Raw genomic sequence first — 17,628 nt, 5'->3', positions numbered from 1 at the left:
ACGAACGCCGTTTTTCTTTGGTTTCTTCGCCCTGTGCTGCCTCTGATGCATAGACATGCAAGAGAGGGTTATTAGCCTTGACATTAGACGGATGAGACTAAAGAAGTCATTCCAATCCCGAAGTCATTACGGCTGCGCGGCGACCATTTTGACAATGTCGTCACCGACCCATTCAATGAGGGGAGCGTCATAATTACCCATGACGACAACGCTATAGCCATTTTCCCATACCATACGGCTAATGCCATTGATTCCCGAAAAAGCACCTCCGCCAGTGTGACCCCTGACAGTTTTATCGCCCAACTTCCGGTGGAGAAAGCCATACCCATATTGCTCATAGCCCTTCTGAAGTCCGGTCATTGTTTCCGTCAAGGTGGGGGACATGAGCTTGTAAGCTCTTAGCGCTTTCAGGAATAATGTCATGTCGCCAACAGTTGAGTAGCTTCCACCATTCGCGCCCCCACGATAGCCGAAACCCATGAAGGTCAAATTGTTTATCCTCTGGCCGAAGCCGAGAAAATCTTCGTCGGGGAAACGATAGCCTACAGCGCGCAACGGCGCGATTTCGTCAATGCGATAATAGACTGTATTCTTCATGCCAGCGCGGTCAAATATGCGCTTTTGGACAAGGTCGTAAAAAGTTGTATCCGTCAGCTTCTCAAGCACCGCTCCAAGTATTGTAAAGCCTTCATTGCTATAATCAGCTCTTGTCCCAGGTTCGAAATCCAGGGGCTTAGATGCAAAACCGGCCAGTTGTTCCGAGACTCGCTCGAAAGGCTTGAAGCGGTCGCTTTCGGAACCGCCGAAGTTCGATGCCACACCGCTTTGATGACTGAGCAGGTGACGGATTGTGATTTTATGCGCTGCGTCCTTGTTCGGGTAATCAGGAAGCACTTCGGCGAGCCGCGTATCAAGAGTTAGCTTTCCCTCGTCAATGAGCTGGCCTATCATAGTCGCCGTGAACATCTTGTCCATTGACCCGGTGTGAAAGCGAGTATCGAGAGTGTTGGGCACAGCGAAATTCTTGTCCGCTTGGCCGAAGGCACCTTTGTAGATCAACTCGTCACCCTTCATGACGAGTACCGATCCTGAAAATTCATCCTTTGCCGCCGCGAACTTCAGTCTCTCATCAATTGCAGCGCGAAGAACTTCTCTGGATACGGGTTTATCCACCAGGGGAATTGGATAGGTAGAAGGACGCGCATATGCATTAAAACCAAGAACTTTGTTACCATCGGCTTGGTCTGTTTGAAGCCGGAGCTGCCCCGTTTTTCCGTTTGCGGCACGCAGGTTGACTCCGATCCACTCTCCTCGCCGCTTTACTCCAATAAGTGAAACACTGTGGCCGGCATTGGAGATGTCAGTTAGCATTTTCGTTAGAGCTTCAACGCTATATGCGCCGTCTTTCGTAGAATGATACTGCGTCGCCCAGCGCCTCCGCTCAGCGGGATCAATGGAATTGATGGCCGTGACTAAAGATGCAGCAAGCTGGTTATCGGCTGCCTCTATCGCCTGGGCGTTGGTTGACGGTTGCGCCGTCACGCTTGCTGAAGTTTGCGTGCTTCCGCTAGCGGCCCATGCCGTAACCCACAACGCCGCGCCAGCCATGCACGTACGCAAAGTACCTTTAACCATTGCTCCCCTCCAATATCAAAATTTGACGGATTCGAATACCATCTTACCAGATGGTCTTGAGCGTCAAAGGACAGCGAGGCATCCTTTTAGGCCGTAGACTCGTAAGCGCGCAGCCACAGCCGCATTGAGGCGAGCTGGACCATCGCGAGGAAGTTTTCGGCGCGCTTGTCGTAGCGGATGGCGATGCGGCGGAAGTGTTTGAGCTTGCTGGAGAAGCACTCGATCAGGTTGCGCTTGCGGTAGAGTCGTTTGGAGAAGCAGGGCTTCCATTTGCGATTGGACTTGGCTGGGATGTTGGGCGTGGCGCCCTGTTCCTCGATCAGCGACCGGATGCGGTCGGCGTCATAGGCCTTGTCGGCGAGCACGATGGTGCGTGGCCCGAGATGGTCGAGTAGCTTGTCGGCGATCTGGCCGTCGTGCGCCTGGCCGGCAGTCAGGCCGAGCCGGATCGGGAGCCCCTGCGCGTCGACGGTGCCGTTCGCTGATATCGGCGCCCTCAAGGCGGTGGCGAACGCCGTTTTTCTTTGGTTTCGCGGCCATGGCCTCGCGCTCGTCGCTCCGGTCCCGCCCCTTCGTCGACGAAAAGTCGACAAGATCTTCATTCCCTTCAACAATCACGTGTGATTAAGGGTGATGGTCATTCGTTCAAGGCATGATTTGGGGATGAGCCGATGCTGAAAAAGTTTTTCTTGTTCCTCCTGCTCGCGGCGACGCCCGCTCTTGCAAATGCGGCGCAGGGACTGACCAAAGCGGAAACAGAGGCGTTGAAGCGGTCGATCAGCGAGGGACAAGCGGCCGCGGACGCCAAGAACCCGAATAAATTCCGTCCCGCCCTAGGGGATGATGAAGGCGAGCCGGACGTCAATCCCAATTGGCTTCCGCCCGGCGTTCGAATCCTAGGCCCCGTCAAGGGCATCGATGCGGGCGAGGGCGAATGCGAAGACAAGGATATGGAAATCGGCACCGGAAGGTCGGTCATGTCCTGTATCGCCTTGTGCATCGATTCCGCTGACGGGGAATGGCGGGAATATTTCGACGAGAACGGAAATCCGACCGGCAAGTTCGAATTCGTGCAGGGGCTCATCCTGATCAGCGAGCATCCGGACGGGCAAAACGGGATGCTGGTGGAGCGAACCAGGATCAACATGCCGATCCCCTTCTGCCGGGCAAGTGGCGGGATGGAAACGGACGATGAGGACAAGAAGCAGCAGGCCTTGATCATCCAGCTCAACATGTATTGCCTCAACGAGAGCAAATCGCCGTCCTTCGAGAACATGGATTACACCATGGCTGGCGTGACGAAGGATCCCGATCTTCTGGAACTCCTCGGCATTCTGGATCGCAAACAGGTCGACTCGGACGAAAACGGCGCTCTCGTGCAGGAAGCCATTTACGAAATCACCGAACGTCGAGGCCTGACGCCGGACACGCGCAGAAAACTGAACGATCTTCCAGATCGGGCATAGCTAAAGGCGCGGACGGCTAAATCACGCGCCTTAACCTGAAGGCAGGCGTCCCATTGAGGCTGGACGGCTTCGGCAGCAGTACCCAATCGCTATTCTTCTGCCGATCCACTCAGATCGGCATCGGAGGAGACGTAGCCTAAAAGGTCACCAGGCTCACATTCCAAATAGCGGCAGATCGCTGCGAGCGTGGAAAAGCGCACGCCCTTCACCTTGCCCGACTTAAGCAGCGACAGGTTTGATTCCGTGATCCCGACCGCCTTGGCGAGTTCGTAGGATTTCACCTTTCGTCTGGCCAGCATGACATCGAGATTGACGACAATGGGCATCAGACGATCTCGGCCAGTTCGATTTCCGCGCGTCGCGCCTTTTCCAATGCCCAGACGGACATCCATGCAGCGCCCGTCAATAATATACCCTCGAGAAACGCGCCACCGCTGAGCCACACGGACAATCCTTCACGCCCGAGAAGCACGGGCGACAAGGCCGTCGCGCGAAGCGTGTTGGCAATTTGTTGAGCGAGGACAAGAACGAAAGCGGATATAGCCGCACGTCTCAACCAGCCCATGATCGCGCTGAATCCGGCGCCGGCGGCAATCGCACGTGAAGCCAATGCCAGGCTGACGAATAGAAATATGCCGGGAAGGGAGCGGACGAATTCAGCCGCAAACATTAAGTTCCTGGCGCGCGGTGTTCGAATGACTTCGGGAAGCCGCACGAGCTGCGCCTCCGGTAAGGAACCTGCCTGAAGACTGCGGGGCGGAAGCAAGCGCATTGGATCCGTTTCCGGCCAGCACATGTCGATCCTGCAATAGACCTTCAGCGTTGAAAGCGCCGGATCGGCCAGGGGCAGGAAACCGGCAACCAGCTTTCCGGCCGCCACCGCGAAGAAAAGCATCATCATCGCCAGGCAGAACAAGCGTGCGCGGTGAGCCAGGTTCACATCGTTTTCCATAATATTCTTTCTGTTTTACAGAAAAATATTTCTGCTTTATACGATGTGCATACAAGCGTCAGTGGACCCGTGCAAAGGAAGAATATGATCGTTTCACGAACAGGAATTGCTATCGCCCAACTTGCCTTGATCGGCGCCATTTTGTCGGCTTGCTCCGTCCGGATTCAGGAGGATAACCTTTTAAGGCCGATGGCGGGTGGCACCCTTAGTCAAGAAGTTCTTACAATCGGCAATTCGCCATATAGCGTTGCCCGTCAGGAGATACGCGCGGCGGACGGCACCCGGCTTCATGCCGTGCATCTCACCCGGCCCGGGGCGAATGTTACGGTTCTGTATTTCGGCGGAAACGGTTACACGGTGGGCGCTTTCGGGACGAAGACGGCTGAGGTGTTCGCCCCACTGGGCGTCAATCTGATGATCGTCGACCATCGCGGTTACGGCCAGAGCGAGGGGCAACCAAGCGTTGCCGCTCTCATGAGCGACGGCATCGCGGCTTTCGATCATCTGGCTGCTCTCCCGGGGGCCGGAAAGATACTGGTGCACGGACAATCCCTCGGCAGTTTCATCGCAGGCCACGTGGCGGCGCACCGCCCGACGGCGGGCGTCGTGCTGGAAAGCTCCGTCACCACCGCCGAAGCCTGGGTGAAGGCGCGCGCGAAGAACATGCCGGTAAAAATCAGACTCGCGGACACGTTGAAGGGTCAGGGCAACCTTCGGAACATGGCCCTGATCGACGAACCCATGCTGATCCTGGCCGGGTCCGAGGACAAGGCCACCCCGCCGCAATTATCGAGGGATTTGTATAACGCCTCGCATCTGCCGGAGGGACGAAAGCTGCTCGCCATCGTCGAGGGCGCCAGCCACAATGACGTTCTGTTGAAACCGGAAGCGATCGAGGCTTATCGCGTGCTGATCGATCGCATCAACGGAAATTGAGCTAAACCAGCCGGCTCTGCTTCACCGCCGCTTCAATGAAGCTGGCGAAGAGGGGGTGGGGGTCGAAGGGCTTGCTCTTCAATTCCGGGTGGAACTGGACGCCGATGAACCAGGGATGGTCGGGACGCTCGACGATTTCGGGGAGCTGGCCGTCCGGGCTCATGCCGCTGAAGACGAGGCCGCCTTGTTCCAGCGCGTCCTTGTAGTGGGCGTTGACTTCGTAGCGGTGGCGGTGGCGCTCGCTGATGTCGGTGCCGCCATAAACTGACGCGACATGGCTGTTGCCGGTCAGTTTCGCATCATAGGCGCCGAGGCGCATGGTGCCGCCGAGGTCGCCGCCCGCCTCGCGCTTCTGGAGGCCTTCCGCCGTCATCCATTCGGTGATGAGGCCGACGACGGGCTCCTCGGTCTGGCCGAATTCGGTGGTGCCGGCCTTGGCGAGCCCCGCCGTGTTCCGCGCGCCTTCGATGCAGGCCATCTGCATGCCGAGGCAGATGCCGAAATAGGGGACGTTGCGGGTGCGGGCGAATTCGACCGCCGCGATCTTGCCTTCGCTGCCGCGCTCGCCGAAGCCGCCGGGGACGAGGATGCCGTGGCAGGGCTCCAGGGTCGCGGCGACTTCCGCTTCGGGGTGCTCGAACAGTTCGGCGTCGAGCCACTTGATGTTGACCTTCACCCGGTTCGCCATGCCGCCATGGACCAATGCTTCGGTAAGGCTCTTATAAGCGTCGGGCAGGACGACATATTTGCCGACCACGCCGATCGTCACTTCGCCTTCGGGATTGGCGAGGCGGTCCATCACATCGTCCCAGCGGGCCATGTTGGGGGCTGGCGCATTCTCGATCCCGAAGGCGCGGAGGACTTCGGCGTCGAGGCCCGCCGCATGATATTGGGCTGGAACGGCGTAGATCGACTTGGCGTCGAGCGCCGGAATGACGGCTTCCTTCCGCACGTTGCAGAAGAGGGCGATCTTGGCGCGCTCATTGTCCGGCAGCGGATGTTCGCAGCGGCAGACGATGATTTCCGGCTGGATGCCGAGGCTGGTGAGCTCGCGCACGCTATGCTGGGTCGGCTTGGTCTTCAGCTCGCCCGCCGCCGCGATATAGGGGACGAGCGTGGTGTGGATCGAGATGGCGTCGAAGCGGCCGCGCTCGTTGCGGAACTGGCGGATTGCTTCGATAAAGGGGAGGGATTCGATGTCCCCAACCGTGCCGCCGACTTCGCAGATCATGAAATCGAGATCGGGGTCGATGTCCGATCCGATGAAATCCTTGATCGCGTTGGTGACGTGGGGGACGACCTGCACCGTGGCGCCGAGATAGTCGCCCCGCCGCTCCTTGGCGATGATGTCGCGATAGATGCGCCCAGTGGTGATATTGTCCGACTGGCGCGCCGGAACGCCGGTGAAGCGTTCGTAATGGCCGAGATCGAGATCCGTTTCCGCCCCGTCGTCGGTCACATAGACTTCGCCATGCTGGTATGGGGACATCGTGCCCGGATCGACGTTCAGATAGGGATCGAGCTTGCGGATGCGGACCTTGTACCCGCGTGCCTGGAGGAGGGCCGCCAAGGAGGCTGCCATGAGACCTTTGCCGAGCGAGGAGACCACGCCGCCGGTGATGAAAATGAACCGCGCCATGGGAGTTGGGGCTTAAGCGGGTCGAGGCGGTTCAGGCAAGGGTGAGAATCGGTTGAAGGGCGGAATATTTCTCACGCCATGGTGAGGCGCGGATGCGACGAAACAATCCAGCGATCGCTGTGCCGCTGGATTGCTTCGCTGCGCTCGCAATGACGAGCGGGATTTACTGGGCGAGCGGAACGCTCTGATTGGCCGCGGGCTGCGCGGGAACCGCGACATTGCCCGCCTGCTCGGCAACGCCCGAAAGCGGATCGCCGGGCGCCGCGGTGCCTCCATTGGCGAGCGGCACGGCCGATGACGCGGGTGCGGCGCGCTGGAGCGTCGGATCGATCTCGCTCGGCGCGCGATCGACGGCGGCAAGGCCCGCCAGCACGATCGACAGGAGAATGAAGAGCGCGGCAAGGACGGCCGTCGCACGGGTCAGGAAGTCCGCCGCGCCACGCGCGGTCATGAGGCCCGACGAGCTGCCGCCGACGCCCAGGCCGCCGCCTTCCGAACGCTGCATCAGGATGACGGTGACGAGCGCCGCCGCGACGATCGTCTGAACGATGAGCAGGAAGGTGAACATGGATCGGACGACTTTCGGGAATGAAGCTGTGGCGCGCGACTTAGTCGATCGCCGCGCACGGTTCAACCTCGCGCCGTGCAAAACGTGGCTCCGTTTCGCCTCCGCTCCGCATTTTTGCGCATTTGGTGTCTTTTTTGGGAGCCTTTGCCTTATCGCAACGCCGCCCAACCGGGACTCTCCTACACCTTGCCAAGTTCGCAAAAGCGAGCGCCAAAAGCGAGTCTCGGGGGCCGCGGAAGCGGGGCCGGGACTTCCATAGGATGGGAGAAGAAGCATGCAACTCAAGCATATCCTGGCGGTTTCCGCCGCTACCCTGGCAATCGGTCTTGCCGCGCCTTCGGTCGCGCAAGATTCCTCGGTCAACGAAGCCGGGCCTGGGTCGTCCGATAACAATGACGTCGGCAGCTATAACGACGTCAACAGCTATAATGACGACAATGGCAATAATCGTGATAATGACGTCAACAGCTATAATGACGATAATGGTAACAATCGCGACAATGAAGTCGAAGACAACGGCGATAATCGCGACAACGAGAATTATGGCTCATGGTCTGCTTCTCGCGGTGGCGAAATTGAGGATTCGGGCAATACCTTGACTGGAAACTCGGAAGCCGAGGACTCCTATAACGACAATTCAGGCCAAGCCGAAATCGTCGCGACCCAGGTGCTGATCGCCGTCAATTCGAACAGCGAACTGGACGAAGTCGCCGACTTTGACGGAGAGGACGATACCGAAAGCAGCGTCGGCTACAATAGCGGCGACCAGTCGGTGAACGGCAATTCCTTCTCGGCCTTTGCCGGCATCCTCAATCAGGCATGGAATACCGGCCTGAATGCGAACGTGCAGGCGGCGACGAATATTGCGGCTCAGGGCACCGTGACCTTCGGCGACGGCGGTGCTGCGGCCGACGATGGCGGCGCCGGCGGCGGCGACTGAGCTTTCGCTCTACCGGGCCGGCATCCGCCGGCCCGGCTTTTTTATATTTGGGAGAAAGAGCCATGAAACCGCATTTGATAAAGGCTCTGGTCGCGGGCGGCCTCATCGCCGCAGCGTCTCCGGCGATCGCGGACCCTGCCAGAGTCGACGCGGTCGATACAAGCAGGACCGACGAAATGTTCTTCGCTCCGGCCGCGATCCTGCCGCTGCCGGTTGCCGAGGAGGACGTTGTGACGGACATCCTTCCGGACGACACGGCGGCCATTTCCAATGAGGAATTGGACGGGCAGCGCGGCGGCCAGACCATTCAGATCACCAACCAGACGATGACGGCGATCACGTCCGGCAACATCTTGAACGGCGATTATATCGCCGGGGCGGTGACGCTTTCCGACAACGCCCTGTCCAGCTTCAACGGGATCGGAAACCTGCTCATCAATACCGGCGCGCAGGTCAGCCTCCAGACGGGCATGAATTTCACGATCAACGTCGGCGATTGAGGGCATGATGGGAGAGCGGACATATCGCGGCAGGCGGGTGCTGCCGGCCTTGGCCATCGCGGCAGCGAGCGCCAGCCTGGTTCTGCTCATGCCGTCTCCGACGCTCGCGCAGGTCCGCCTCGGCACCGAGGCGACGGGCAGCAATTTCGACGTCAACGTGATGAGCTGGTGGGCGATTCCGTTTCGCAGCGTTGTCCGCCAGGCTTATGATTTCAGCTGCGGCTCTGCAGCGGTCGCCACCCTGCTCACCTATCATTTCGACCGACCCACGCCCGAGCGCGAAGCCTTTTCGCAGATGTGGAAGGCGGGCGACCAGGCGGCGATCCGCAAGGTCGGCTTTTCGATGTTCGACATGAAGACTTTCCTCGGCAGCCTCGGCTATGAGGCCGAAGGCTATCGCCTGTCGGTCGCCGATCTCGGCAAGATGAACCGGCCGAGCATCGTCCTCCTCGACCTCAACGGCTTCAAGCATTTCGTGGTGGTGAAGGGCGTGAAGGAGGGGCGGGTGCTGACCGGCGATCCGATGCTGGGTCTCACCGAATATAGCGCGGGCGATTTCAAGAAATATTGGAACAATATCGCGCTCGTCGTGCGGCAGACAGCGGGCGGTGAAGCGCCGCGCTTCAACCTCGCTTCCGATTGGGGGCCATGGTCGCGAGCGCCGATGGAGGAGGGCGGAGCCCTTCGGGTCGCGGCCAGCGACATTACCGACCATCTGCCCCCAGATTATCAGATCAGCCCGCAGCTTTTGCTGGCCGTGCGGGTAGGAACGGTGAATTGACATGAAACGACTTTTCTTCGTTCGCACGGCCGTGATCGGCCTTCTTCTCACCGCCAACGCCCCCGTGGCAGGCGACGAGATATTCGACACCCTTGAAATGGTAGACGACGAGGAGCTGGCCGAGCAGCGCGGCGGGTTCGTCTTCGCCGGAATGGACATCAATCTCGGTGCTCAGATCCGGACTTACCTCGACGGCGAGCTCGTGCTTCAGACCACGGTCAATTGGGGCGCCACGGGAACCAGCAATACCGAGGTCATGTCGGGCGCGTTGACGCCCGCCGATGCCGCGCAACTGCAGGCGGGCATCCTGTCGACGGGTGGTATCACGATGCGGGTCGGCGACAACACCGTCTATCTCGCCAACCAGGGCCAGACCGCGCTGATGCACCGGACGGATGGCGGGCTGCAGAACGTGCTCATCAACACGGCGAGCGGCGTCAATTTCACGCAGGAGGTCGACGCGAATCTTGACCTGGGCGGGTTCCAGCAATTCAGCGCCGGCCTCGTCAGCGAGCGGCTGTCGGATTCGATCGGCGCGTCGATTGCGAGCGCCACGCTCAATTCCCTTAACAACTGACCGATAGCATGGCCGATCGGCCGCGTCAGAAGCTGGTCGGGATCTTCAGCGTGATGCTGACGTCCGGCGCGTCTGACGTCACCCCGAATTCGAAGCCGAGATTGACGGATTGCCGAGGGGTCAGGCGATAGGACAGGCCCATGTTGAGCGACCCGACATGGCCCGTATTGGAGAATTGGGTGGTGTCGTTAATCTCCGTCTTCGTCCGCATCAGATAGGTATGGCGGTAGCCGAGCGAATAGGAGAAGCGCGGGTTGAGCGCGAAGCCGAAACCGACATTGGCAGAGATTGCGTCGCCCGGATCGACGCGGCCGATAAGCGCTTCGCCGACCAGGCGATTGACGTCCGCGGGCAAGTGATAAAGGTAGCTGCCGCCCCCGTAAATGACGACCGGGTCGGAGGGCAGGAGGAAGTTGAGGCCGGGCTGTATCGCCCAGAATCCGGAGCCGGTGGCGAGGCCGGTTGCCACGCCGAATTCGTCATAATCGATATCGAACGGGCCCTTGCCGGTGTTCGTTTTGACCCGCAGGCTGGCGACCCAGATGGGACGCTGGCCGCGCGGGCTGTTGAGCTGGTAGCGTGCGCCGAATTCGACGTCGCCAATGCCCTTTTCCTTGAGCTCGATCGTCCGGACGATGCTTTCGTCGCGTTGCTGGGCGACCTCGATCCGGTCGCGGCGATAGAGGTAGGGAAGGCGCGCCTCGACCTCGATCCGGCTCGTGACGCCATAGCGCACGCCGGCGGTGGAGATGATCGTATCGCGATCCGCGTCGCTCGCTTCGATAAGGCCGATCTGGATGCCCGGCACCAGTTCGATTCCCCGGAAGACGAGGCGATTGGTGGAGGAGCGCGTATATTCGATCGACGGTTCGAGGACGATCCGGCCGGTGGGGGTCAGGACACCCTGTTCCTGCGGAATGGCTTCGACCCGGGCGCGTACTTCGGCATCGGGTTCGGGCGGCGCTTCGCCTACCGGCTGCTCCGGCAGCTGCGGCCCCGACAACACCGTCGGTTGGCCGGTGGGCGTGGTTTGGACGAGGCCGCTGCCTCGCAAGGTCGAGAGATCGGGAATGTCAGTGCCGGGAGCGAGGCCGGGAATGGCAAGCTCGGCTCCGGAGCCTCCGGGAGCCAGGCCCGCCTTCAGGCCCTCGATCTCCCTTTGCTGCGCCTCGATTCGTGCATTCTGGTTCTGCAGCAAATCCTGCTGGCGCTTCAATTCCGCATGCAGCTTGCGAAGCTCTTCGGCGATGTCGGCCGACTGGGCTCGCGCTGGAATGGCCGAGGTGAGCATGGCCGCCAGGGCCAGGCCGTTCGCCATGTTTTTCACCGATCTTGCCGGCATCCTTTTTCCTCCGGTCTGTTTTCGTTGTTGCGCCTTTTTTCGGTCAGGCGAGTTCCCGGTAACCCCCTGGTCCAATAGGGATTTCAAGTGAGTGGTCTTGATGCGCCCGCGACGGATCCTCACCGGCGAGGTCGCGAAGGCCCGCTTCATCCAGGATGCGGAAGCGCTGCGGCCCTTCGAGCGCGATGAGCTGGCGCCGTGCCAAATCCGAAATGGTGCGGCTGACCGTGTGGATGGTCAGGCCGAGATGATCGGCAATGTCGTTGCGTGACATGGGGAGGGGCACGCCCTTCGTGGCGCCGAGGCGGAGCGCAGCTGCAAGGAGGAAGGCCGCGACCCGCTCGGCCGCCGTCCGGTGGCCCAAGAGGAAGATGCATTGCTGCGCGCTCGTGAGCGCCCGGCGCAGGGCCGTTTCGGTATCCTCGCCCCGGCCGTCGGTGCGGCCTTGCGCGGACGCCTCCGGCCCATGCCGGCGAATGACGACATTGGTGACGGCTTCGGCCGTTTCCTTGTAATGATCCTTGTCGACGCCGAAGAAATCGCCGGCGTAAAAGAAACCCGTCAGCTGACGGTGGCCATCCACGTGATAGCGGCAGGTGCGGACGATCCCCGACACAACCTCATACCAGCGGCGCGCCTTGTCCCCTTCGTAGTAAATGGCGACGCCCTTACCGATCCGCAGCAAACTCGAGGCAGCCGGACCGGCATTCTCAACGTCGTGCGGATAGAGTGTTATCACCGGCCGTCCCCTTCTTTTTTCCGTGGGTCGCTTATGAGGCCGAGAGTGAGGGAAACTTGTTGATTCGCAAATGGATAGAATACGCGGACGATTTGCGTAGGAACTTGGTCTAGGTAGATTTACCGAGTCGTTTTCCGTGCATTTTCCCCCTATAAGCAAAGGCTTCTGCATGGAGGCGTGGAGTGCGCGCAGCTACGCCGGAAACGTCGCTACAACAGGAGTATCCGCTTACGAAAATCGTGATGGAACGTCGCCTCCAGCAATGCCGACTGGCACTGGCGGCCGCGCCCCATAAAAACAGGGGAATTTGAATGTCGTGGAACGAGCAGGGGTCGGAACCCGATTTGACGCGCCGCGAAAACGAGGTGCTGGAGCTTGTCGCCAACGGCCTTTCCGCCAAGGAGGTGGCGCACCAAATCGGCATCGCGCCACGGACGGTCGAAAGGCATATCGAAAATGTGCGCATGAAGATGCGCGCGCGAAACCGGGCCCATATGATTGCGCAGGCCGTAGCAACCGGTATCCTGAACCTGGGTGCTCAGCCACCCGAGCCCCCGGTTTGCCAAGGATGTCTTTTTCACCCGCCGGCGGTCGTCGAGCCCAGCGGCGTCAAATCCTAGCCTTTTTCGACCTAGTCGAAATGATCCAATTGCTGCAGATCGCGGGCGCTTATCGCAGGCGTTCGCGATCTGCGCATCCGGACACGGCACAATGGCTTACCGCACGGTCATTCCCAGCACGTTGCCCAAAACGCAAGTGCCCGAGCCTTGCGGCCCGGGCACCTGTGTGACGATTTCTCGTCAAACCCCCTATTTCAAGACGCCTGGCCCGCGCGCATCCCCCACCTCGCCGAGGGAGCGGGGCTCAAGGCCTCCCCGAACCGTGGCCTTTGGCCGCTCGTCCGTGGATCCTGACTAGGTGAGCATGCCCGAATTGTCATTGCGAAAGTCACACTTGCGCCGCATTTGCGTGCCGCCTGTGTCGCCCGCGCCACATCATGCGGCGCCCACCTCCGATGCATTTGTTGCCAGAGCGGAACCACCCGCCTAGAGGATCGTATCCAGCCTTCTCACCCAGATCGACGAGACCGATGCGCCTCTCCCGTTATTTCCTGCCCGTCACCAAGGAAACGCCCTCCGATGCCCAGATCGTCAGCCACAAGCTGATGCTGCGCGCGGGCCTCATCCGCCAGACCGCGTCCGGCATCTATGCCTGGCTGCCATTGGGTCTGCGGGTGCTCAACAAGATCGAGCAGATCGTGCGGGAAGAGCAGGATAAGGCGGGCGCCATCGAGATGCTGATGCCGACCATCCAGTCCGCCGACCTGTGGCGCCAGTCGGGCCGCTACGACGCCTATGGACCGGAGATGCTGCGCTTCACCGACCGGCATGAGCGCGAGATGCTCTACGGACCGACCAACGAGGAGATGATCGCCGCCATCTTCCGCGATGCGGTGAAGTCCTATCGCGATCTGCCGCGCACGCTCTACCACATTCAATGGAAGTTCCGCGACGAGGTGCGCCCCCGTTTCGGCGTGATGCGCGGGCGCGAGTTCCTGATGAAGGACGCCTACAGCTTCGATCTCGACGAGGCGGGATTGCAGGCGAGCTATGAGGCGATGTTCGTCGCCTATCTGCGCACCTTCGCGCGGCTGGGGCTGCAGGCCGTGCCGGTGCGCGCGCCGACGGGACCGATCGGCGGCAATTTGAGTCACGAATTCCATATCCTCGCCGATACCGGCGAAAGCGCGGTTTTCTATGACGCGGCGCTCGAGGACGTGTCGCGGGACGAGCTGCTGTCCGCCGATGCGTCGACCATCGCCAAATTGACCGGCCTCTATGCGATGGAGGAAGAGGAGCATCAGAAGGTCGAAAATTGCCCGGTGTCCGCCGATCGCCTGCGCACGCGGCGCGGGATCGAGGTCGGGCATATCTTCGCCTTCGGCACCAAATATTCGGCAAGCATGGGGATGACCGTGCAGACCCGGGATGGCGGGCAGGTGCATCCGCAGATGGGCAGCTACGGCATCGGTGTGTCGCGTCTGATGGGCGCGATCATCGAGGCGAGCCATGACGATAATGGCATCGTCTGGCCCGACAGTGTCGCGCCGTTTCAGGCCGGCCTGGTCAACATGCGCGCCGACGATGCGGCCTGCGCGGCGGCTTCGGACGATATCTATGCGAAACTCCAGGCCGCGGGCGTCGAAGTGTTGTACGACGATCGCGACGAACGTGGCGGCGCGAAGTTCGCGACGATGGACGTGATCGGCCTGCCCTGGCAGCTGATCGTCGGCCCGAAGGGTCTGGAGAAGGGCGTGGTCGAATTGAAGCGGCGCGCAACCGGGGAGCGCGAGGAGCTTTCGGTCGAGGCTGCTTTGGCGAGGCTGACGTCCCAATGAGCTGTGTATTCCGTTCGCCCCGAGCGAAGTCGAGGGGCGTTTCACCTGCACCGTGCCAGCGCCTCTCGACTTCGCTCGGGGCGAACGGAATGGGAGTTCTCCCATGATCCTTAACCGCTACGAGCGGATGATCGCCAGGCGCTATCTGCTTCCCGGACGGGGCGAAGCGTTCATCTTCCTTGTCGCCGGGATCAGCCTCGTCGCGGTGATGCTGGGGGTGGCGGCGCTGATCATCGTGATGAGCGTGATGAACGGCTTCCGGGCGGAGCTCTTCGACAAGATCGTGGGCCTCAACGGCCATGCGGTGATCCAGGGTTATGGCGGTCGCCTGCCCGATTGGCGGGATATCGTGAAGGAAGCGCGCGCGACTCCCGGGGTGACCGAAGCAATTCCGCTGATCGAGCAGCCACTGATGGCGAGCTACGAAGGAAGGGTCGAAGGCGTGCTGGTGCGGGGCATGACCCGGCCCGATATCCTCGCCAATCCCGCATTAAACTCCAATGTCCTGTCCGGATCGCTGGAGAGCCTGCAGCCGGGCAGCAATAATGTCGCCATCGGCGCGCGGCTGGCCGATGCGCTGGGCGCGCGGGTCGGCGGCCAGATCAGCCTGATCAGCCCGCAAGGGCGGACGACGCCGTTCGGCACCGTACCGCGCATCGTGTCCTACAATGTCGCGGCGATTTTCGAGGTCGGCGTCTACGATTACGACAAGGCCTTCGTCGTCATGCCGATGGAGGATGCGCAGACGCTGCTGCTGCTCGGCGACGCGGTTGGCATCGTGGAGGTCGAGACGACGGATGCCGACAAGGTAGGCGAGATATTGGCGCCCCTTACGGCGCAAGTGGCAGGCAGGGCCGTCGTCGCCGACTGGCGTTCGATGAACGCAACCCTGTTCGAGGCGCTGGAGGTCGAGCGGATCGCGATGTTCGTCGTCCTTTCGCTCATCATCCTCGTCGCCGTGTTCAATATCCTCTCCTCGCTGATCATGCTGGTTCGCGCCAAGACGCGCGATATCGCGATCCTGCGCACCATGGGGGCGAGCCGGCCCAGTATGATGAAGGTGTTCATGACCGTGGGCGTCACGATCGGCGTGCTTGGCACCGTGGCCGGCATGGGCCTCGGCTTCGTTTTTCTCTATTTCCGACAGTCGGTGGTGAATTTCATCCAGCTCGTGACGGGACAGAATCTGTGGGATCCCTCGATCCGCTTCCTCACCGAATTGCCCTCCAAGACCGATCCTTTCGAGGTGCTGGCCATCGTGGCGCTCGCCGTTGGATCGGCCTTCGTCTTCACGCTCTACCCGGCCTGGAAGGCGGCGAGCACCGATCCCGTGCAGGTGCTGCGCTATGAGTGACGTTCTGGAAGTCCACGACCTGCGGCGCAGCTTCCGCCAAGGCGGCGAAACGATCGACGTCCTGCGCGGCGTCGAGCTGAAGGTCGGGAAGGGCGAAATCGTCGCTTTGCTCGGACCGTCGGGATCGGGCAAGTCGACTCTGCTGCAGGCGGTCGGGCTCCTGGAAGGCGGCTTCCAAGGCTCCATCCGCATTGCGGGTGAGGAAGCGGCCAAGCTCGACAATGAAGGGCGTACGCGGGTGCGGCGCGACTCGCTCGGTTTCGTCTATCAATTCCACCATCTGCTGCCGGACTTCACGGCGGCGGAGAATGTGATCCTGCCGCAGCTGATCCACGGCGCCGACCGGCCCGCGGCGGCGGGACGCGCGGAAGCCTTGCTCACCTCGCTTGGTCTCGGCCATCGCCTGACCCACCGGCCGAGCCAATTGTCGGGCGGCGAGCAGCAGCGGGTAGCGGTCGCCCGCGCGCTGGCCAATCGCCCCGCGCTCATCCTTGCCGACGAGCCGACCGGCAATCTCGACGAACGCACCGCCGATGTGGTGCTCGCCGAATTCTTGCGCCTTGTCCGGGAGGAGGGAAGTTCCGCCTTGGTCGCAACGCACAATGAACGGCTTGCGGCAAGAATGGACCGGGTCGTTCGCCTGCATGTTGGTGTTCTCGAATAAGTTCTGACTGGGCAACCACAACGTGCGTGTCTCCCCGTGGCATTGCCCGAATTCTCAATTCGCTCGCAAAGATGATGGCCCTCGTGCGTTAGCATGCGGGTGAGCCGTCGCTGGACACCAGATTCCGCGCCAGTTTTGTGAGAGCGAGAGATGATGATGGATCGACGCAAGATACTCCTGGCGCTTCTGGGCGTCCTCATATTTGCCGCCGCGATTTACGGTTATGGCTTGACCAAACCGAAGGAGAGCGCCGAGGCTTCCAAAGCGGCGGTCAAGGAGCAGCGGCGGGACGCGCTTCAGCAAGCCTGCGCATCGCCGGCCACCTACAATCGCCTGAAGGAAGTGCTGTTCGAGGAGGCGATCCGCATCCGCAACAGCGATCCCGTCAATCTCGACACGTTCGCGGCGCATAGCGTGGTCAGGATGGAAAATCCCGTGGTGAAGAGCCGGGACGAGGATCTGAACGTCACCGTCTGCAGCGGCTTGTTCATCCTCGAAGTGCCTCCGGGCGCGGAGGCCGCTTTCGGCGGCGAGCGGCATGTTGCGGCGCAGATCGAATATGCCGCGCAGGCGGCAGCGGACGGCAGCGGCCTTGTCTATCGCATGACGGGCGCCGAGCCGATCATCTATCGCCTCGCCGCCTTCGACCTGCAAAGGCAGGGCCCCGGAAGCGCCGTGCCCGGCCAACGGCAGGCGCAAGCCGGTCAGATCGAACCGTCGTTCGCCGCGCCGCCCGTTCCGCAAACGCCCGCCTCGCCGCCGCCAGAACGGCAGCCCGTGACCAAGGCTGCGCCAACACCGAGGGCTCCGCCAACGTCCAAACAGGCGCCGGTACGGCAGGCTTCGTCGTCCAATCCGAGCTTCAACTGCCGCTATGCCAAGACTCGCGGCGAGAGGATGGTCTGCGGCAGCAACCGGCTCGCGGCGCAGGACAGGGCCATGTCGTCGCTCTTCTATTCGGCTTTGTCGGACGCAGGGCCCCAAGCGCGCCGCGCGCTGCGTTCGACGCGCAGCCGGTTTCTTTCCTATCGCGACAGCTGCCCCAGCGAAGCCTGCGTGTCGGAAGCGTATGAAGGGCGGATGCGCGAGATCAGGGACATCATGACAGATACGCGCTGACGCCGAAATCTGTGGAAA

The 17,628-nt window shown here is 61.2% G+C and carries 19 protein-coding genes; 11 read left to right on the top strand and 8 right to left on the bottom strand.

Annotation, left to right across the window (positions count from 1 at the left end; all coding sequences use genetic code 11):
* Positions 1–126: 126 nt before the first annotated feature.
* On the bottom strand, positions 127–1,635 hold the full coding sequence (locus IC614_RS04615; RefSeq protein ID WP_200972731.1) for a serine hydrolase domain-containing protein: 1,509 nt from the start codon (positions 1,633–1,635) through the stop codon (positions 127–129).
* 86 nt (positions 1,636–1,721) lie between these two features.
* The gene (locus IC614_RS04610; protein WP_264175507.1) at positions 1,722–2,237 is read right to left on the bottom strand and encodes an IS5 family transposase; all 516 of its coding nucleotides are present in this window, start codon (positions 2,235–2,237) and stop codon (positions 1,722–1,724) included.
* Between the two features lie 69 nt (positions 2,238–2,306).
* Between IC614_RS04610 and IC614_RS04605 the strand changes: the two genes are divergently transcribed.
* Entirely contained in the window at positions 2,307–3,101 is a 795-nt protein-coding gene (locus IC614_RS04605) for a hypothetical protein (RefSeq protein WP_200972729.1), read from the top strand.
* Positions 3,102–3,190: 89 nt separating this feature from the next.
* Here IC614_RS04605 and IC614_RS04600 read toward each other — a convergent pair whose 3' ends face one another.
* Both IC614_RS04600 and IC614_RS04595 read right to left on the bottom strand, forming a co-directional pair.
* Positions 3,191–3,427: a helix-turn-helix domain-containing protein gene (locus IC614_RS04600; protein WP_200972727.1), complete on the bottom strand. Its 237-nt coding sequence runs from the start codon at positions 3,425–3,427 to the stop codon at positions 3,191–3,193.
* Complete coding sequence (locus IC614_RS04595; RefSeq protein WP_200972726.1) at positions 3,427–4,053, bottom strand: hypothetical protein; 627 nt, start codon at positions 4,051–4,053, stop codon at positions 3,427–3,429. The genes IC614_RS04600 and IC614_RS04595 overlap by 1 nt, the downstream gene beginning before the upstream one ends.
* On the opposite strand from IC614_RS04595, the gene IC614_RS04590 reads away from it, so the two are divergent.
* Entirely contained in the window at positions 4,027–4,989 is a 963-nt protein-coding gene (locus tag IC614_RS04590; protein ID WP_200972725.1) for an alpha/beta hydrolase, read from the top strand. The genes IC614_RS04595 and IC614_RS04590 overlap by 27 nt on opposite strands.
* Position 4,990: 1 nt before the next feature.
* Here the strand turns inward: IC614_RS04590 and IC614_RS04585 are convergent, their stop codons facing one another.
* On the bottom strand, positions 4,991–6,628 hold the full coding sequence (locus tag IC614_RS04585) for a CTP synthase (protein ID WP_200972724.1): 1,638 nt from the start codon (positions 6,626–6,628) through the stop codon (positions 4,991–4,993).
* A 163-nt stretch (positions 6,629–6,791) separates the two neighbouring features.
* Positions 6,792–7,196, bottom strand: coding sequence for a preprotein translocase subunit SecG (gene secG / locus IC614_RS04580; RefSeq protein WP_200972723.1), 405 nt, complete (start codon positions 7,194–7,196; stop codon positions 6,792–6,794).
* A gap of 274 nt (positions 7,197–7,470) precedes the next feature.
* On the opposite strand from secG, the gene IC614_RS04575 reads away from it, so the two are divergent.
* The 4 genes from IC614_RS04575 to IC614_RS04560 all read left to right on the top strand — a co-directional run bounded on the left by IC614_RS04575 (position 7,471) and on the right by IC614_RS04560 (position 9,994).
* The gene (locus IC614_RS04575; protein ID WP_200972717.1) at positions 7,471–8,136 is read left to right on the top strand and encodes a hypothetical protein; all 666 of its coding nucleotides are present in this window, start codon (positions 7,471–7,473) and stop codon (positions 8,134–8,136) included.
* A gap of 62 nt (positions 8,137–8,198) precedes the next feature.
* The gene (locus IC614_RS04570; RefSeq protein WP_200972715.1) at positions 8,199–8,636 is read left to right on the top strand and encodes a hypothetical protein; all 438 of its coding nucleotides are present in this window, start codon (positions 8,199–8,201) and stop codon (positions 8,634–8,636) included.
* A gap of 4 nt (positions 8,637–8,640) precedes the next feature.
* Entirely contained in the window at positions 8,641–9,417 is a 777-nt protein-coding gene (locus IC614_RS04565) for a C39 family peptidase (protein WP_200972713.1), read from the top strand.
* 1 nt (position 9,418) lies between these two features.
* The gene (locus tag IC614_RS04560; protein WP_200972711.1) at positions 9,419–9,994 is read left to right on the top strand and encodes a hypothetical protein; all 576 of its coding nucleotides are present in this window, start codon (positions 9,419–9,421) and stop codon (positions 9,992–9,994) included.
* A 25-nt stretch (positions 9,995–10,019) separates the two neighbouring features.
* Here the strand turns inward: IC614_RS04560 and IC614_RS04555 are convergent, their stop codons facing one another.
* Complete coding sequence (locus tag IC614_RS04555; RefSeq protein WP_200972709.1) at positions 10,020–11,336, bottom strand: transporter; 1,317 nt, start codon at positions 11,334–11,336, stop codon at positions 10,020–10,022.
* Between the two features lie 43 nt (positions 11,337–11,379).
* Positions 11,380–12,075, bottom strand: a complete 696-nt coding sequence (locus IC614_RS04550) for a helix-turn-helix domain-containing protein (RefSeq protein WP_200972707.1) — start codon at positions 12,073–12,075, stop codon at positions 11,380–11,382.
* Positions 12,076–12,419: 344 nt separating this feature from the next.
* Here IC614_RS04550 and IC614_RS04545 point away from each other — a divergent pair, with 344 nt between their 5' ends.
* From IC614_RS04545 to IC614_RS04525, 5 genes are all read left to right on the top strand, one after another.
* Positions 12,420–12,695, top strand: coding sequence for a response regulator transcription factor (locus tag IC614_RS04545; protein WP_226372727.1), 276 nt, complete (start codon positions 12,420–12,422; stop codon positions 12,693–12,695).
* A gap of 470 nt (positions 12,696–13,165) precedes the next feature.
* Positions 13,166–14,473: a proline--tRNA ligase gene (proS, locus tag IC614_RS04540; RefSeq protein ID WP_200972703.1), complete on the top strand. Its 1,308-nt coding sequence runs from the start codon at positions 13,166–13,168 to the stop codon at positions 14,471–14,473.
* 103 nt (positions 14,474–14,576) lie between these two features.
* The gene (locus IC614_RS04535) at positions 14,577–15,827 is read left to right on the top strand and encodes a lipoprotein-releasing ABC transporter permease subunit (protein ID WP_200972701.1); all 1,251 of its coding nucleotides are present in this window, start codon (positions 14,577–14,579) and stop codon (positions 15,825–15,827) included.
* Positions 15,820–16,491: an ABC transporter ATP-binding protein gene (locus IC614_RS04530; RefSeq protein WP_200972699.1), complete on the top strand. Its 672-nt coding sequence runs from the start codon at positions 15,820–15,822 to the stop codon at positions 16,489–16,491. The genes IC614_RS04535 and IC614_RS04530 overlap by 8 nt, the downstream gene beginning before the upstream one ends.
* A gap of 150 nt (positions 16,492–16,641) precedes the next feature.
* The gene (locus IC614_RS04525; protein ID WP_200972697.1) at positions 16,642–17,610 is read left to right on the top strand and encodes a lysozyme inhibitor LprI family protein; all 969 of its coding nucleotides are present in this window, start codon (positions 16,642–16,644) and stop codon (positions 17,608–17,610) included.
* Positions 17,611–17,628: the final 18 nt, after the last annotated feature.

Source organism: Sphingosinicella flava, from assembly GCF_016025255.1.
Lineage (GTDB): Bacteria > Pseudomonadota > Alphaproteobacteria > Sphingomonadales > Sphingomonadaceae > Allosphingosinicella > Allosphingosinicella flava.
This window is presented reverse-complemented; position numbering and strand designations above follow the sequence as displayed.

Excerpts from the sequence above, each read along its gene's own strand:
- IC614_RS04560 (WP_200972711.1), top strand. The coding sequence starts at position 9,419 with ATGAAACGACTTTTCTTCGTTCGCACGGCCGTGATCGGCCTTCTTCTC.
- IC614_RS04595 (WP_200972726.1), bottom strand. The coding sequence starts at position 4,053 with ATGGAAAACGATGTGAACCTGGCTCACCGCGCACGCTTGTTCTGCCTG.
- IC614_RS04605 (WP_200972729.1), top strand. The coding sequence starts at position 2,307 with ATGCTGAAAAAGTTTTTCTTGTTCCTCCTGCTCGCGGCGACGCCCGCT.
- secG (WP_200972723.1), bottom strand. The coding sequence starts at position 7,196 with ATGTTCACCTTCCTGCTCATCGTTCAGACGATCGTCGCGGCGGCGCTC.
- IC614_RS04600 (WP_200972727.1), bottom strand. The coding sequence starts at position 3,427 with ATGCCCATTGTCGTCAATCTCGATGTCATGCTGGCCAGACGAAAGGTG.
- IC614_RS04585 (WP_200972724.1), bottom strand. The coding sequence starts at position 6,628 with ATGGCGCGGTTCATTTTCATCACCGGCGGCGTGGTCTCCTCGCTCGGC.
- IC614_RS04570 (WP_200972715.1), top strand. The coding sequence starts at position 8,199 with ATGAAACCGCATTTGATAAAGGCTCTGGTCGCGGGCGGCCTCATCGCC.
- proS (WP_200972703.1), top strand. The coding sequence starts at position 13,166 with ATGCGCCTCTCCCGTTATTTCCTGCCCGTCACCAAGGAAACGCCCTCC.
- IC614_RS04535 (WP_200972701.1), top strand. The coding sequence starts at position 14,577 with ATGATCCTTAACCGCTACGAGCGGATGATCGCCAGGCGCTATCTGCTT.
- IC614_RS04530 (WP_200972699.1), top strand. The coding sequence starts at position 15,820 with ATGAGTGACGTTCTGGAAGTCCACGACCTGCGGCGCAGCTTCCGCCAA.
- IC614_RS04555 (WP_200972709.1), bottom strand. The coding sequence starts at position 11,336 with ATGCCGGCAAGATCGGTGAAAAACATGGCGAACGGCCTGGCCCTGGCG.
- IC614_RS04565 (WP_200972713.1), top strand. The coding sequence starts at position 8,641 with ATGATGGGAGAGCGGACATATCGCGGCAGGCGGGTGCTGCCGGCCTTG.
- IC614_RS04525 (WP_200972697.1), top strand. The coding sequence starts at position 16,642 with ATGATGATGGATCGACGCAAGATACTCCTGGCGCTTCTGGGCGTCCTC.
- IC614_RS04575 (WP_200972717.1), top strand. The coding sequence starts at position 7,471 with ATGCAACTCAAGCATATCCTGGCGGTTTCCGCCGCTACCCTGGCAATC.
- IC614_RS04610 (WP_264175507.1), bottom strand. The coding sequence starts at position 2,237 with ATGAAGATCTTGTCGACTTTTCGTCGACGAAGGGGCGGGACCGGAGCG.
- IC614_RS04615 (WP_200972731.1), bottom strand. The coding sequence starts at position 1,635 with ATGGTTAAAGGTACTTTGCGTACGTGCATGGCTGGCGCGGCGTTGTGG.